The organism is Curtobacterium sp. MCLR17_042 (assembly GCF_003234695.1).
Taxonomy (GTDB): domain Bacteria; phylum Actinomycetota; class Actinomycetes; order Actinomycetales; family Microbacteriaceae; genus Curtobacterium; species Curtobacterium flaccumfaciens.
Window position 1 is genome coordinate 272,437 of record NZ_QKTD01000002.1, and the last position, 14,131, is coordinate 286,567.

At 70.3% G+C, this 14,131-nt stretch carries 19 protein-coding genes; 7 read left to right on the plus strand and 12 right to left on the minus strand.

Translation table 11 applies throughout. The features are described 5' to 3' along the window. Window positions 1–45: 45 nt before the first annotated feature. The 3 genes from DEJ02_RS03500 to DEJ02_RS03510 all read right to left on the minus strand — a co-directional run bounded on the left by DEJ02_RS03500 (window position 46) and on the right by DEJ02_RS03510 (window position 2,898). Window positions 46–684 (minus strand): TlpA disulfide reductase family protein, encoded by a 639-nt coding sequence (locus DEJ02_RS03500; protein WP_258378652.1) that lies wholly within the window; start codon window positions 682–684, stop codon window positions 46–48. Further along, window positions 681–1,337, minus strand: coding sequence for a histidine phosphatase family protein (locus tag DEJ02_RS03505; RefSeq protein WP_111032008.1), 657 nt, complete (start codon window positions 1,335–1,337; stop codon window positions 681–683). Before DEJ02_RS03505 ends, DEJ02_RS03500 begins: the two co-directional genes overlap by 4 nt. Window positions 1,338–1,404: 67 nt before the next feature. Next, the gene (locus DEJ02_RS03510) at window positions 1,405–2,898 is read right to left on the minus strand and encodes a SulP family inorganic anion transporter (RefSeq protein ID WP_111032009.1); all 1,494 of its coding nucleotides are present in this window, start codon (window positions 2,896–2,898) and stop codon (window positions 1,405–1,407) included. A 69-nt stretch (window positions 2,899–2,967) separates the two neighbouring features. Here DEJ02_RS03510 and DEJ02_RS03515 point away from each other — a divergent pair, with 69 nt between their 5' ends. Next, entirely contained in the window at window positions 2,968–3,342 is a 375-nt protein-coding gene (locus tag DEJ02_RS03515) for a MerR family transcriptional regulator (protein ID WP_111032119.1), read from the plus strand. Here DEJ02_RS03515 and DEJ02_RS03520 read toward each other — a convergent pair. Further along, entirely contained in the window at window positions 3,319–3,564 is a 246-nt protein-coding gene (locus tag DEJ02_RS03520; RefSeq protein WP_146249212.1) for a hypothetical protein, read from the minus strand. The two genes, DEJ02_RS03515 and DEJ02_RS03520, sit on opposite strands and share 24 nt — an antisense overlap. Then, a complete protein-coding gene (locus DEJ02_RS03525) occupies window positions 3,564–3,902 on the minus strand; it encodes a hypothetical protein (protein WP_111032011.1) in 339 nt (112 codons plus the stop codon). The genes DEJ02_RS03520 and DEJ02_RS03525 overlap by 1 nt, the downstream gene beginning before the upstream one ends. 171 nt (window positions 3,903–4,073) lie before the next feature. Here DEJ02_RS03525 and aspS point away from each other — a divergent pair, with 171 nt between their 5' ends. Beyond that, window positions 4,074–5,414, plus strand: a complete 1,341-nt coding sequence (gene aspS, locus DEJ02_RS03530; RefSeq protein WP_111032012.1) for an aspartate--tRNA(Asn) ligase — start codon at window positions 4,074–4,076, stop codon at window positions 5,412–5,414. 119 nt (window positions 5,415–5,533) lie between these two features. On the opposite strand, the gene DEJ02_RS03535 is transcribed toward aspS, so the two are convergent. From DEJ02_RS03535 to DEJ02_RS03555, 5 genes are all read right to left on the minus strand, one after another. Further along, on the minus strand, window positions 5,534–5,827 hold the full coding sequence (locus DEJ02_RS03535) for a Dabb family protein (RefSeq protein ID WP_111032013.1): 294 nt from the start codon (window positions 5,825–5,827) through the stop codon (window positions 5,534–5,536). Further along, window positions 5,824–6,078, minus strand: a complete 255-nt coding sequence (locus tag DEJ02_RS03540; RefSeq protein ID WP_071247435.1) for a glutaredoxin family protein — start codon at window positions 6,076–6,078, stop codon at window positions 5,824–5,826. Before DEJ02_RS03540 ends, DEJ02_RS03535 begins: the two co-directional genes overlap by 4 nt. A gap of 87 nt (window positions 6,079–6,165) precedes the next feature. After that, window positions 6,166–6,264, minus strand: a complete 99-nt coding sequence (locus tag DEJ02_RS03545) for a 30S ribosomal protein bS22 (RefSeq protein ID WP_003792170.1) — start codon at window positions 6,262–6,264, stop codon at window positions 6,166–6,168. 109 nt (window positions 6,265–6,373) lie between these two features. After that, window positions 6,374–6,568 (minus strand): helix-turn-helix domain-containing protein, encoded by a 195-nt coding sequence (locus DEJ02_RS03550; RefSeq protein WP_017888579.1) that lies wholly within the window; start codon window positions 6,566–6,568, stop codon window positions 6,374–6,376. A 157-nt stretch (window positions 6,569–6,725) separates the two neighbouring features. Beyond that, a complete protein-coding gene (locus DEJ02_RS03555) occupies window positions 6,726–7,241 on the minus strand; it encodes a helix-turn-helix transcriptional regulator (protein WP_051596885.1) in 516 nt (171 codons plus the stop codon). 74 nt (window positions 7,242–7,315) lie between these two features. On the opposite strand from DEJ02_RS03555, the gene DEJ02_RS03560 reads away from it, so the two are divergent. Both DEJ02_RS03560 and DEJ02_RS03565 read left to right on the plus strand, forming a co-directional pair. Continuing rightward, complete coding sequence (locus DEJ02_RS03560) at window positions 7,316–8,749, plus strand: TrkH family potassium uptake protein (RefSeq protein ID WP_111032014.1); 1,434 nt, start codon at window positions 7,316–7,318, stop codon at window positions 8,747–8,749. Next, window positions 8,742–9,437 (plus strand): TrkA family potassium uptake protein, encoded by a 696-nt coding sequence (locus DEJ02_RS03565; RefSeq protein WP_217499818.1) that lies wholly within the window; start codon window positions 8,742–8,744, stop codon window positions 9,435–9,437. The genes DEJ02_RS03560 and DEJ02_RS03565 overlap by 8 nt, the downstream gene beginning before the upstream one ends. A gap of 87 nt (window positions 9,438–9,524) precedes the next feature. Here DEJ02_RS03565 and proC read toward each other — a convergent pair whose 3' ends face one another. Then, window positions 9,525–10,355, minus strand: a complete 831-nt coding sequence (proC, locus tag DEJ02_RS03570; protein ID WP_111032015.1) for a pyrroline-5-carboxylate reductase — start codon at window positions 10,353–10,355, stop codon at window positions 9,525–9,527. Between the two features lie 64 nt (window positions 10,356–10,419). Between proC and DEJ02_RS03575 the strand changes: the two genes are divergently transcribed. Next, the gene (locus tag DEJ02_RS03575) at window positions 10,420–11,376 is read left to right on the plus strand and encodes a cation diffusion facilitator family transporter (RefSeq protein ID WP_111032016.1); all 957 of its coding nucleotides are present in this window, start codon (window positions 10,420–10,422) and stop codon (window positions 11,374–11,376) included. Here DEJ02_RS03575 and DEJ02_RS03580 read toward each other — a convergent pair. Further along, window positions 11,357–11,791, minus strand: a complete 435-nt coding sequence (locus DEJ02_RS03580; RefSeq protein WP_071247896.1) for a nucleoside deaminase — start codon at window positions 11,789–11,791, stop codon at window positions 11,357–11,359. The genes DEJ02_RS03575 and DEJ02_RS03580 overlap by 20 nt on opposite strands. 76 nt (window positions 11,792–11,867) lie before the next feature. On the opposite strand from DEJ02_RS03580, the gene upp reads away from it, so the two are divergent. Further along, the gene (gene upp / locus DEJ02_RS03585; protein WP_071406290.1) at window positions 11,868–12,503 is read left to right on the plus strand and encodes a uracil phosphoribosyltransferase; all 636 of its coding nucleotides are present in this window, start codon (window positions 11,868–11,870) and stop codon (window positions 12,501–12,503) included. A gap of 701 nt (window positions 12,504–13,204) precedes the next feature. Continuing rightward, window positions 13,205–13,972 carry a winged helix-turn-helix domain-containing protein gene (locus tag DEJ02_RS03590; RefSeq protein WP_111032017.1) on the plus strand — a complete coding sequence of 256 codons (768 nt, stop codon included), beginning with the start codon at window positions 13,205–13,207 and terminating at the stop codon, window positions 13,970–13,972. The last annotated feature ends 159 nt before the right edge of the window (window positions 13,973–14,131 follow it).

Below are 14,131 nucleotides of genomic sequence, written 5' to 3' on the forward strand. Positions count from 1 at the left end.
CTGGCCGCTCAGGATCGCGTCGGCGAAGGGGTTGGAGGTCACGGGTCAGGAGGCCTTGCCGGCGTCGAGCTCGTCGCTGACCAGGGTCTGCAGGATGCTCGTGCCGTCGATCGCGCCGAGGACCCGGGCGGCCACGCGGCCCTTGGTGTCGAGGACGATCGTGGCCGGCACCGCGTTCGGTGCGATCTGCCCGGACATCGCGAGCTGCATCGTGCCCGTGCGCTGGTCGAGGACCGTCGGGTACTGCACGTCGAAGGTGCGCTCGAAGGCTGCCGCGGTCGCTGCTTCGTCGCGGACGTTGACGCCGATGAACGCGACGTCGTCGGCGTCGGCGTACTCGTCGTGCACCTTGTTGAGGTACTTCGCCTCGGCACGGCAGGGCGGGCAGCTGGCGTACCAGAAGTTCAGGACGACGACCTTGCCGCGGAGGTCCTTCGACGAGACGGTGTCGCCCTTCGAGTCCTCGGCCCGGAAGGTGACCGGGTCGGTGCGGTCCTTCGCGGAGACCTCGGTCACGGCGCCGTCACCGGAGATGTAGTTCTGGGTCGTGCCGTTGCCGTACTGCTTCGCGATGCCGCCGCTGTCCGACGAGCAGCCGGACAGGACGAGCACGGCGGCGACGGTCGTCGCTGCGAGGACCGCGAACCGCTTGCTGATGACGCGCGCACGCTTCGTGCTGTTCACACTGCTCCTTCGTCGACGGCGTTCGCGCGCAGTTCCTGCGCGGGGTCCGCGTACCCGACCTCGGTGAACCGACCGGTCGACGTGGCGGGCACACGTTCGACGGTGGTGATGCTCGACAGGTCACAGCGGCGCTTGCGCGGGTCGTGCCACAGGGGCTCCCCCGCGAGCTTCCTGTGGACCATCCAGATCGGCAGCTGGTGGCTGACCAGGACGACGTCGCCCTCGTCCACGCTCTCCCACGCCGTGGTCATCGCCGCGAGCATGCGATTGGCGATCGACTCGTACGCCTCGCCCCAGCTGGGACGCAGCGGGTTCGCGATCCACGGCCACTCCGCCGGGCGGCCGAGCGAGCGCTTCGTGAACCCGGGGGGCTGCCCCTCGTAGCGGTTCGTCGGTTCGATCAGGCGCTCGTCGAGCGTCACGTCGAGCCCGTAGGCGGCCGACCAGGGTGCGGCGGACTCCTGCGTGCGCTGCAGCGGGGACGCGACGATCCGACGCACGTCGACGCCGGCGTCCTTCCAGGCGGTCGCGGAGGCCTGCGCCATCCGCGTGCCGAGGTCACTCAGCCCGAAGCCCGGGAGCCGGCCGTAGAGGACGCGGCCCGGGTTGTGCACCTCTCCGTGCCGGACGAGGTGGAGACGGGTCGCGGGCATGGGTTCCAGTGTAGGTCGCCCGCGGTTCCCACCGCCCCCTCAGGTGATTCACCGGATGCGGAAGCACTCAGCCGCCGAGCTCACCGGAGAGCCGCCCGTGCAGCGCGATCGACCCCGTGTCGAGGTTCACCACCTCGACGGTCGACCCGTGCTTCGCGAACCGCTGTTCGACCCCGTCGAGCGCCGCGACCGTGGACGCGTCGAACACGTGGGCTTCGGCCAGGTCGATGATCACGTGTTCCGGGTCCTCGGCGTAGGAGAACCGCGTGACGAGGTCGTTCGACGAGGCGAAGAACAGCGCCCCGCGGACCCGGTACCGCACGGTGCGGTCGTCGACCGGCTCGCGCACCACGGTCACCACGTGCGCCACCCGTCGGGCGAAGACCAGAGCCGCCACGACCACACCGACGAGCACCCCGGTCGCGAGGTTCTCGGTCACGACGACCACCACGACGGTGACGAGCATGACCGCGGTCTCGCCGAGCGGCATCCGTCGGAGGGTGCGCGGTCGGATGCTGTGCCAGTCGAAGGTCGCGACGCAGACCATGAGCATGACCGCCGTCAGTGCCGCCATCGGGATCTGGGCCACGAGGTCGTGGAGCACGATCGTCAGGACCAGCACCGAGACACCGGCCGCGAAGGTCGAGACGCGGGTCCGGGCACCCGCGGTCTTCACGTTGATCACCGTCTGGCCGATCATCGCGCAGCCGCCGGTCCCACCGAAGAAGGCGGACGCGATGTTCGCGACGCCCTGACCCCACGACTCGCGCCACTTGCTCGAACCCGTCTCGGTGATGGAGTCGACGAGCTGCGCGGTGAGCAGGGTCTCGATCAGCCCGACGATCGCGACACCGAACGCGTACGGGGCGATGATCTGCAGCGTCTCGAAGGTGAACGGCGTCGTGATGCCGCCGAAGCCCGGGAGCGCCGTCGGCAGTTCACCCTCGTCGCCCACCGTCGGCACGGCGATGCTGAACACCATCGTGAGACCGGTGACGACGACGACCGCGATGAGCGGTGCGGGGATCGCCTTCGTCAGGAACGGGAAGCCGACGATGATCGCGATGCCGAGCGCCGTCAGCGGCCAGACGATGAACGGCACGTCGTCGCCGAGCAGGTTCGGCAGCTGGGCGGTGAAGATGAGGATGGCCAGGGCGTTCACGAACGCGACGTTGACGCTGCGCGGGATGAAGCGCATCAGCCGCGCCACCCCGAGGAACCCGAGCACGAGCTGGAACACGCCGCCCAGGACGATCGCGGGCACCAGGTACTCGATCCCGTGCTCCCGGACGAGCGGGGCGATGACGAGCGCCACCGAGCCGGCTGCGGCGGAGATCATCGCGGGGCGACCACCGACGATCGAGATCACGATCGCGATGACGACGCTCGAGAACAGGCCGACCGCGGGATCGACCCCGGCGACGACGGAGAACGAGATCGCCTCGGGGATGAGGGCCAACGCGGTGACGATGCCGGCCAGCACCTCTCGGGTGAGCATGCGGGGCGAGCGGAGGGCGGCGAGGACGCTCGGGGCCGTCGGCGCGTGTGTGATCACGGACATCGATCGGAACTCTACCCTCACGTGAGGGTAGAGTCGTACGCCGTGAGCACCCGCGACGTCCCCGACACGATGCACATCGGCGAGCTCGCCGACCGCGCCGGCATGTCCCTGCGCACGATCCGGCACTACGACGAGGTCGGGCTGCTCGTGCCGAGCGGCCGCACCACCGGCGGGTTCCGGGTCTACACGGCGCAGGACCTCGAACGGTTGCTCGTGATCCGCCGGATGAAGCCACTCGGGTTCACGCTCGACGAGATGGCCGAGCTGCTCCGCGTGGTCGACGCCCTCGCGACGAAGGACCCCGAGGACGAACCGGCACTGGCCGCCCACCTCGACGCGTACCTCGAGGACGCCCGTGCCCGGCACGCCAAGCTCGTCGAGCGGGCCGGCATGGCCGAGGAGTTCATCGGCACGCTCGGATCACTCCGCGCATCGCTCCCCTGATGTCGCGGTGTCCTCGGCGAGCACCCTGGCGCGCATGCGCTGCCGTTCGAGTTCGAGCTTGAGCTCCCCCTCTTCCACGTGGAGCTGCCAGTCGATCGCCCCACGTTGCGCCCAGTCCCACATGCTCTCGCCGGGCGCAGGACCGATGTACGGCCGCTCCGCGGGAACCGTGTCTTCCTTCCGCACCAGCTCTCGCCAGGCACGGCGCAGACGAGTCGTCATCACTGTCTCCTCTTCTCGATGAACAGTTCCGCCAACACCCTTGCAGCGGGTTCTTCTCCGGCAGGCACTCTCTGCATGTCGTACATCGCCTGTGCCAGGTTCCGGCCGATCTCGCGACGCCCGACCTCGGCCGCGGTGATCAGGTCGAACACCACGGTCAACCGCGCCCAGTAGCGGTCGCGCTGTTCCCGCGCGACGTCCCGCCGCCACCGGATGACCGCCCACAGCCCACCGACGACCGCCACGAGCAGCGTGAACGCCGCCGTGCAGAGCGCAGCCACAACCACCGCGACCGCCGCAGGCGGCCAGGTCGCGAGCTCCCCCGTCTCCGTCCCCATCCGGTCCCCCTCTCGTCCCGCGACCCGGCCACGTCGAGAACGCTACGGATCCCACGCAGGCCGCCACGGGCCTCCCGGCCATCGGTGGAGAACACCGGACGCAGGCGGCCCTGTGGAGGGAAGAACCCTGCCGCCCACGCCCCCGGACGCAGGCGGTTAGACTCGACCACCGTGATCGAACGCACCCGCATCGCCGACCTGGCAGCCCTCCCCGACGGTCCCGTCTCCGTGGCCGGATGGGTCGAGACCGTCCGAGACCAGAAGAAGGTGCAGTTCGTCGTACTGCGCGACGAGACCGGCGCCGTCCAGCTCGTGAACCCGGCGACGCGCGAGGCCGAGGACGGCGACGAGGCCGCACAGTCCGCCCTCGCGACCACCAACGAGATCTCCGGCCTGGCGCACGGCACCTTCGTGCACGTCACCGGCACGCTGAAGCACGACGAGCGCGTGAAGCTCGGCGGGCTCGAGGTCAAGATCGGTGCGCTGCAGGTGGTGAGCGCCGCGATCCCGGAGACCCCGATCGCCGACGACTCGTCGCTCGACAAGCGCCTCGACTGGCGCTTCCTCGACCTACGCAACCGCAAGCAGAACCTGATCTTCCGCATCCAGACGACGCTGGAGCACGCGTTCCGCACGTACTGGGTCGACCGCGACTACATCGAGATCCACACCCCGAAGCTCATGGCGTCGGCGTCCGAGTCGCGCGCCGAGCTGTTCCAGCTCGAGTACTTCGAGACGACCGCCTACCTGGCCCAGTCGCCGCAGAACTTCAAGCAGATGGCGCAGCCGGCCGGCTTCGGTGCCGTGTTCGAGATCGCCGACGCCTTCCGCGCCGACCCCTCGTTCACGAGCCGCCACGCCACCGAGTTCACCAGCGTCGACGCCGAGTTCTCGTGGATCGAGTCCCACGAGGACGTCATGGCGATGCACGAAGAGGTCCTGGTCGCCGGCATCACCGCCGTCAAGGAGAAGTACGGCAAGGACATCGCGGAGGTCTTCGGCTTCGAGCTGCAGGTCCCCGCGACGCCGTTCCCCCGCGTGACCCTGGCCGACGCGCGCAAGATCGTCGCCGAGAGCGGCTACGACGTCGTCCGCGCCGACGGTGACCTGGACCCCGAGGGCGAGCGCCGCGTCGCCGCCTGGGCGAAGGAGCACCACGGCTCCGAGTTCGTGTTCGTCACGGAGTACGACGCCTCGATCCGGCCGTACTACCACATGCGGAAGCCGGGCGACCCGTCGGTCACCAACAGCTACGACCTCATCTTCAACGGCGCCGAGATCTCCACGGGTGCCCAGCGTGAGCACCGCGTCGACGTGCTCGAGGCGCAGGCCGTCGAGAAGGGTCTCGACCCGGAGGAGCTCGGCTGGTACCTCGACTTCTTCCGCTACGGCGTCCCTCCGCACGGCGGCTTCGGCATGGGCCTCGCACGCGTGCTGATGCTGATGCTCGGCGAGCCGTCGATCCGCGAGGTCACGTACCTGTTCCGTGGCCCGACGCGTCTGACCCCGTAGTCACCAGCGAGTGAGCAGAAAAGGTCGCCTCCGGAAATCGGAGGCGACCTTTTCTGCTCACTGGACGCATACAGCGCACGCAGCGCACTCAGCGCCGGGGGCGGGACGGGAGGCCCGGCTCAGCTCTGCCAGTCGATGGCGGCCCGCTCCGTGACCAGTTCGCGGATCTCCGCTGCCGCGGCCTGGTGCTCCGGGTGCACCTGGTACGCGTCGAGTCCGGCGAGGTCGTCGAAGCTGGCGACGACGGCGACGTCGTGGTTCTTGTCCGGGTAGGCGACGTTCTCGACGACCTCGAGCGACCGGATCGACTCGACGGTGCCGACCAGACCGGTCAGGAGTTCGCGGATGCGGGCGATCGACGCGGTGCGGTCGAGGTCGGTCCGCAGGGACCAGGAGACGACGTGGGAGATCATGCGCGGGCCTCGGCCTTCTCGAGCGCACGTGCGAGCCGGTCGGCGTCGACGTGCCAGTTGCTGTGGACGCGCCCGTCGATCAGCACGACGGGGATGTCCTCCGCGTACTCCTGGCGGAGGGCGTCGTCGTCGAGGATCGAGCGTTCCTGCAGGGTGACCCCCGGGTGGTCGGCGACGACGCGTTCGACCACGGGTCGGGCGTCGTCGCAGAGGTGGCATCCGGGCTTCGTCAGGAACGTCACTGCGGGCATGGTCCCAGCGTAGTCCGGGAACGCGAAAGCCCCGGCGAACCGGGGCTTCTCGTGCAGGTCCTCCGACCTGCGCAGACCTGTGAGGGTCTACTTCTTGTTGCGTCGCTGGTGACGCGTCTTGCGAAGGAGCTTGCGGTGCTTCTTCTTCGCCATGCGCTTACGACGCTTCTTGATGACAGAACCCATGTGGACCTCGCTCGGACTGATGCTGATGTACGGACACCGGGCCGAAGAGACCGCGGAAAATCAACCTGCCCGAGTCTACCGGCTGCCCGCTGTGATGTCGAACGCGCGCTCAGCCGACGTCCGCCACGCCACCGCGCAGCACGTCGGCGACGGCTGACTCGGGGACGCGGAAGGAACGGCCGAAGCGGATGGCGGGGAGCTCACCGGCGTGCACCATCCGGTACACGGTCATCTTCGAGACGCGCATCATCTCGGCGACCTCAGCGACGGTGAGGAAGCGCACGTCGTCGAAACTGCCGGTCATGGTCCGCCTTCGGGGCTCGCACGCGCGCTGCGCACGGGAGTGGTGTGACCTGTGTGGTCAGTGGCAACTGTAGAGGCGTGTGCGACCCGGTGTCCAGGTTCAGTCCGCGCGACGTGCACCGGCGCCGCCCCGTGCTCGGAAGCCCGAGCGGCAGGGCTCAGTCCTCGTCGCCCCGGCGGGTGAAGCGCTTGCGGCTGCGGTCGACGACGCGTTCCCAGCCCTGCTGCGCGCCGGAGATCGCCGCGGTGGCCCGGTACGACGCCTCGGCCATGACGCGGCCGAGCTCGGTGCCCACCTCCACCGTCGCCTTGCCGGCCGTGCCGTTCCGGCGGATCGACACCGGCTGGCCGTCCGGCGTCCACGCTGTGGTGGCCGGGGTGCCGTCGGCGTCGACCGCGCCCGTGAACGGCAGGACCCAGTCCTCCAGGTGCACGAGCGGCTCCGGGTCGAGCCGGTAGTAACGGTGCTGCCCCTCTTCGCGACTGGTGACGAGACCGATGTCGCGCAGGACGCGCAGGTGCTTCGACACCGTGGGCTGGCTGACCCCGAGGCGTTCGACGAGCTGGCCGACGCTGAGCTCCCCGCCGGTGACGTCCGAACCGTAGGCGGACAACAGCGTGCCGAGCAGCTCGCGCCGGGTCGGGTCCGCCACGACGGAGAAGATGTCGGCCATGGGGCAAGGCTAGCCGGGGCACCACGGATGTACCATGACGAACCGTCCCGGCCCATGTCCTCGGAGGCATACGCATGCTCGACCGAACCGAGCCGATCCCGCACCACGTGAGTGTCGGCCGACGGCGAGCGAGCCGGATCGCGACGGTGCTGCGCTCGTCGCCGTCCCGACTGGCGATCGTCGTGTTCATCGCGCTGATCTTCCTGTTCACGGTGGCCTTCATGACGCCGTGGGCCACGGCGGACCGCAGCAGCACCCACTTCGCGGACGCCCTCTTCACCGCGGCGTCGGTGGTCTGCGTCACCGGGCTGTCCACCGTCGACATGGCGACGCACTGGTCGGTGTTCGGCAAGGTGCTGGTGGTCATCGGCACGCAGATCGGCGCCGTCGGTGTCCTGACCTTCGCGTCGATCCTCGGTCTGTTCGTCACCCGCAAGCTCGGCCTGCGCGCCAAGCTCATGGCGGCCGGCGACTCGAACCCGCTCCGCACCCACCACGGCGCCGTGCCCGAGGGACAGGCCGTCCGGCTCGGCGAGGTCGGCACCCTGCTCGCGACGGTGGCGGTGAGCACGCTGTCGATCGAGATCGTCCTCGGTCTGCTGCTCCTGCCGTCGGTGCTCATCGCCGGCATCCCGTTCTGGACCGCGGTCGGCGACTCCTTCTACTACGCGGCGATGGCCTTCACGAACACCGGGTTCTCGCCGAACGCCGACGGCCTGGACCCGTTCGCCCACGACTACTGGTTCCTGACGCTGCTCATGATCGGTGTCGTGGCGGGATCCATCGGGTTTCCGGTGATCCGTGCCCTGACTAAGCAGCTGCGCACCCCGCGGCGCTGGCCGATCCACGTCAAGCTCACCCTGGCGACGAGCGCGATCCTGCTCCTCGGCGGTGCGGTCGTCTACACCGCACTCGAGGCGTCGAACCCGACGACCTTCGGCGAAGAAGGAGCCGGGCGCACCGCGTTCCAGGCACTCTTCCTGTCGACGATGACCCGCTCGGGAGGCTTCTCGCTCGTCGACTTCGACCAGCTCAACGGCTCGAGCCTGCTCGTCACGGACATGCTCATGTTCATCGGTGGCGGATCCGCCTCGACGGCCGGCGGCATCAAGGTGACGACCCTCGCGGTGCTGTTCCTGGCCGCGGTCGCCGAGGCCCGCGGTCGCCAGAGCATGGAGGCCTTCGGTCGCCGGATCCCGAGCGACGTCCTGCGGGTCGCGGTGGCCATCGTGCTCTGGGGAGCGACGATCGTGGCCGTCGCGACCGTGGTGCTCCTGCAGATCACCGACGACTCGCTCGACCGGGTGCTGTTCGAGGTGATCTCGGCGTTCTCGACCAGTGGACTGTCCTCCGGCGTGTCCGCGGACCTGCCGGAACCGGGCAAGTACGTGCTCGCCGCCACCATGTTCCTCGGCCGGGTCGGTACAGTGACCATCGCCGCTGCCCTGGCCGCCAGCCAGAGCCGGCAACTGTTCCGCCGTCCCGAGGAGAGGCCGATCGTTGGCTGACCGCACCCGTTCGTCGCACCAGCACGGTGCCATCAGTCACGACGCCCCCGTCCTGGTCATCGGGCTCGGGCGCTTCGGGGCCGCCACCGCCGGCCAGCTCGAGCGCCAGGACCGCGAGGTGCTCGTCGTCGACACCGACGCCGGACTCGTGCAGAAGTGGTCCGACCGGGTCACCCACGCGGTGCAGGCGGACGCGACCGACATCGACGCGCTCCGGCAGATCGGCGCGCAGGACTTCGCCATCGCCGTCGTCGGCACGGGTAGTGACCTGGAGTCGAGCGTGCTCATCACGGCGAACCTGGTCGACCTCGGCGTCCCGCAGATCTGGGCGAAGGCGATCAGCCGCTCGCACGGCACGATCCTGTCCCGCATCGGCGCGAACCACGTCGTCTACCCCGAGCGCGAGGCCGGCGAGCGCACGGCACACCTGGTCTCCGGCCGGATGCTCGACTTCATCGAGTTCGACGACGACTTCGCCGTGGTCAAGATGTTCCCGCCGCGCGCGGTCCGCGGCAAGGACCTCGCCACCACCGTGATCCGCACCCGCTTCGGCCTGACCGTGCTCGGCATCAAGCCGCCCGGCAGCCCGTTCGTGCCGGCGACGCCGGACAGCGTCATCGGTGAGGACGACGTCATCATCGTCTCGGGTTCCGAGACCGACCTGGAGCGCTTCGCCGCGTACGAGTAGCGACCACCGGACGGACGGGAGGCCCGTGGCGACGCCGCCACGGGCCTCCCGTCCGCACTGTGGCTGCGTCCACGACGCGGTGTGCGTCTACGACGCGGCGATCTCCTCGGCACGCGCGATCGCGGCACGCGACGCGCGCAGCAGCGTGTCCGCCAGGTCGGCGTCCTGCAGCACCGCGACGGCCCGCTCCGTCGTGCCCTTCGGGCTCGTCACCGCGCGGCGCAGATCGGCGGGCTCACGACCCGACCGCTCGAGCAGCTCGACGGCGCCGCGGACGGTGCCCTGCACCATCGTCGCCGCCTGCTCGTGGGTGAACCCGAGCTCCTCGGCGGCACGCTGCCACTGCTCGACCAGCAGGAAGACGTAGGCGGGACCGGAACCGGACACGGCGGACAGCGCGTCGAGCTGCGACTCCGGCACCTCGATGACCTCGCCCGAGGCGGTGAACACCGACGACGCCAGTGCGACGGCCTCGGCGTCGGCCGAGGTGCCCGCGCTGATGCCGGTGACGCCGTGACCGACGCCGATGGGGGTGTTCGGCAGGGCACGGACGACGCGGACGCCGGTGGGCACCCGTGCCTCCATGCTCGCGGTGGTGGTGCCGACGGCGACGCTGACCAGGACGGCGCCGTGCTCCAGGTCGTCGGCGACCTCGTCGAGCAGGTCCGCGATCATGTACGGCTTCACGCCGACGACGACGAGGGCCGCGCCACGGACGGCCGACCGGTTGGCGTCGGGGTCGGTGTCGCTCGCGGTGGCGTCGAGACCGCGCTCCCGGTGGGCAGCAGCGGACGCCTCGGACTTCGTGGTGAGGGTCACGGTGGCCGGGTCGAGTCCCGCGGCGAGCAGGCCGTCGAGGACCGCGCCGGACATGGAGCCGACGCCGAGCAGGGCGGTGCGGGGCAGGTCGATCGTCATGCTCCCGACCCTACCGACGCCACCCGCCTAGGATCGTGTCGCAGACCACGAGAAGGGGACAGCTGTGAGCGCTTCCGGAGGCACGAAGGCGATCTTCGCCGCACTCGGTGCCAACATCGGCATCGCGATCGTGAAGTTCATCGCGGCGGCGATCAGCGGATCGGCGTCGATGCTGGCCGAGGGCGTGCACTCCCTGGCCGACTCCGCGAACCAGCTCCTCCTGCTGCTCGGTGGCCGCAAGGCCCGGCGAGCGGCGGACCAGGAACACCCGTTCGGCTACGGGCGTGAACGCTACGTCTACGCGTTCGTCGTCTCCATCATCCTGTTCTCGGTCGGCGGCGTCTTCTCGCTCTACGAGGGCATCGAGAAGCTCGCCCACCCGCACCCGCTCGAGAACTGGTGGCTCCCCCTCGTGGTGCTCGTCATCGCCATCGGGCTCGAGGGCTTCTCGCTCCGCACCGCCCTGAACGAGGCCCGACCGCAGAAGGGCTCGCAGAGCTGGGTGCAGTTCGTCCGCCGTGCGAAGGCCCCGGAGCTGCCCGTCGTGATGCTCGAGGACACCGCGGCCCTGCTCGGCCTGGTCTTCGCCCTGTTCGGCGTCGGCCTGACGGCGATCACCGGCAACGGGGTGTTCGACGCGATCGGCACCATGCTCATCGCGGCGCTGCTCATCGCGGTCGCCGTGGTGCTCGGCATCGAGACGAAGAGCCTGCTCGTCGGCGAGGGCGCGACCGCCGCCGACGTCGAGCGCATCAAGCAGGCGGTGCTCGACGGCCCCGAGGTCGACGCGATCATCCACCTGAAGACCCTGTACCTCGGACCGGACGAGCTGATGGTCGGCGTGAAGGTCGCCGTCGACGGGGACCGCCGGCTCGGTGACGTCGCCGCCGGCATCGACACCGTCGAGCAGCGTGTCCGGAACGCCGTGCCGATCGCCCGGGTGATCTACGTCGAACCCGACGTCCTGCGCACCGGGCCGCAGCCGCCGACCGAGGCGATCGTCATCCTCGCCGCGGACTGAAGAAGTCGTCGAGCAACTCGGCGCACGCCTGCTCGAGCACGCCGCCGATGACCTCGGAGCGGTGCGGCAGCCGGCGGTCCCTGGCGATGTCGTAGACGCTGCCGCTGGCGCCCGCCTTCGGGTCCCACGCGCCGAACACGACCCGGGGCACCCGTGCGGCCATGACGGCGCCGGCACACATCGGGCAGGGCTCGAGCGTCACCACGAGCGTGTGCTCCTCGAGGTGCCAGTCCCCCGTCACCGCCGCTGCAGCACGCAGCGCGAGGACCTCGGCGTGGGCCGTCGGGTCCTGTCGCGCCTCGCGCTCGTTCCGGCCGGTGGCGACCACGACGCCGTCACGGTCGAGCACCACGGCCCCGACCGGGACGTCGTCGGTCTCCAGGCACCGTCGGGCCTCGTCGAGCGCGCGCTCCATCGCCGGGACGAACGGGCGGGCTGCGGCCTCCTCCACGGGACCTCCTGACGGTCGACGGCACGCTAGGCTCGACCCTATGCGAGTCCACGTCGCCGACCACCCGCTCATCACCCACAAGCTCTCGGTGCTCCGCGACCGTACGACGCCCTCCCCCACGTTCCGCGCCCTGACCGAGGAGCTCGTCACGCTCCTCGCGTACGAGGCCACGCGGGGCGTCCGGGTCACGGCGACGCCGATCGACACGCCGGTGGCGCACACCATGGGCGTCGCGATCGCCAAGCCGCGGCCGCTCGTCGTCCCGATCCTCCGCGCCGGGCTCGGCATGCTCGAGGGCATGGTCAAGCTCGTCCCGACGGCCGAGGTCGGCTTCCTCGGCATGGCCCGCAACGAGGAGACGCTCGAGCCGCAGACCTACGCCGAGCGCCTGCCCGACGACCTGTCCGGGCGGCAGTGCTTCGTGCTCGACCCGATGCTCGCCACCGGTGGCACCCTCGCCGCCGCGATCGACTTCCTGTTCGCCCGCGGTGCGCAGGAGATCACGTGCGTGTGCATCCTCGGTGCCCCCGAGGGGCTCGCCATGGTCGAGCAGGCCGTCGGCGACCGCAACGTCTCGATCGTCCTCGGTGCGCTCGACGAGAAGCTCGACGAGAACGGGTACATCGTCCCGGGCCTCGGCGACGCCGGCGACCGGCTCTACGGCCTGGCCGAGTAGCGCAGACCCGCCACTTCTCGGACTGGAGGCGCGGTGCCAGCTGGCACCGCGCCTCCTGTCGTCCGTGCGGTCGCGCTCACCGCACCCTCCCGTTCCGGGCGTACCCGCCCGTTCCGGGCGTACCCGCCCGTTCCGGGCGTGCCTGCCCGTTCCGGGCGTACCCGGTCGTTCCGGGCGTACCCGGTCCGTTCTTTCCACCCGGTACGCCCGATTCCACTTTCCATCGCGGGCGCAATGGGAAAGAACGGGCGTGGCGCTCGACGTCCGTGCGGTCGCGCTCACCGCACCGTCCGCGCGGACGGTTGACACCGCGTTGGTATACCGCAGATACTCGTCACATGACTGCAACCGTGTCCACCCGCGTCCTCTCCGAGGCGTGCTCCTCCGCAGGGGCAGTGGGGACCGTCGGCGTGATGATGCCGACCATGCCGGTCATGCGTTGTCGAATGTGTGCCTGATCGGCACCCGTTCCAGCCGGATCCCCCGCGACACCACCCCCGTCGCGAGCGCGTGATCCCCGGGTGACGGACACCGTCGGCGACGCGCACCACGTCACGAGGTCTGTCTCCCGTTCCCCCGGGTCGACCCCGGTCCGCAGCAGGACCGCAGGGCACATCGGCGTACCGCCGTACCCGGGATGACGCATTCGACACCGGCCGCCGCGCCACCCGCGCACCGGCCACACCGCCCGGAGAACCACCATGTCGCTCACCATCGCTCAGCCCCGCACCGCGCTCCGCTCCGCACCGGCCCCGACCGACCTCGGCACCGTCACGCCGATCCGTCCGCGCCCGGCCTCGCCGGCAGCGACCGGACCGGCCACCGTTCCGACGAGCCCCGTGGTCGCGCCGCAGCGGAACCGCGCGCTCCCCGAGGGCACCGAGGCCCGCGGCTTCGCCCTGTACGTCGGCATCGACGAAGCGAAGGCCGCCGCCGCCGGCACGAGCCTCGCCGCGGTGGTCGAGCAGCTCAAGGCCCTCACCGCGCAGCTCGTCCCGTCGTCCGAGACGTACGCGGCCGTCGCCGTCGCCGCCGAGCACTCCGGTGGCCGGGACGTCGACGTCGTCCGCCTCGCCCTGCAGGACCGCTCCGCGGTGGCCGCCCGCAAGCAGGCCGAGAAGCCCGAGCCCGAGGAGACCGGCGTCGTCATCGACATCTCCCGGAAGCGCGTGACCCTCGACGGCGAAGCGGCGCCGCTGACCTACAAGGAGTTCGAGCTCCTGCAGTTCCTGGTCCTCCGCGAGGGCCAGACCGTCGACCGGTCCGCGATCATCGACGGCCTCTGGTCGGACGGCGAGGACGAGACCCCGAACGAGCGCACCATCGACGTGCACGTGCGTCGGCTCCGCTCCAAGCTCGGCGCGTTCGAGGAGATCGTCCGCACCGTGCGCGGCGTCGGCTACCGCTTCGACCGGCACGCGGACGTCGCCGTGCGGTACGCGTCGACCCCGTCGCCCGACCTCTTCTGAGCCTGATCGACTGCTCTTGGTGAACTCGCAGCGAACCGGCCCCGGAGAGGCTGGCGCGCCGTTACCGCTTCGTTATACAGTCGGTGGTGCAGACGGTGTTTGCTGTGGCACCGCCTGTGGAATGTGATTGCAGGAAACTCTTGGTGCAAGGGAGAGGGC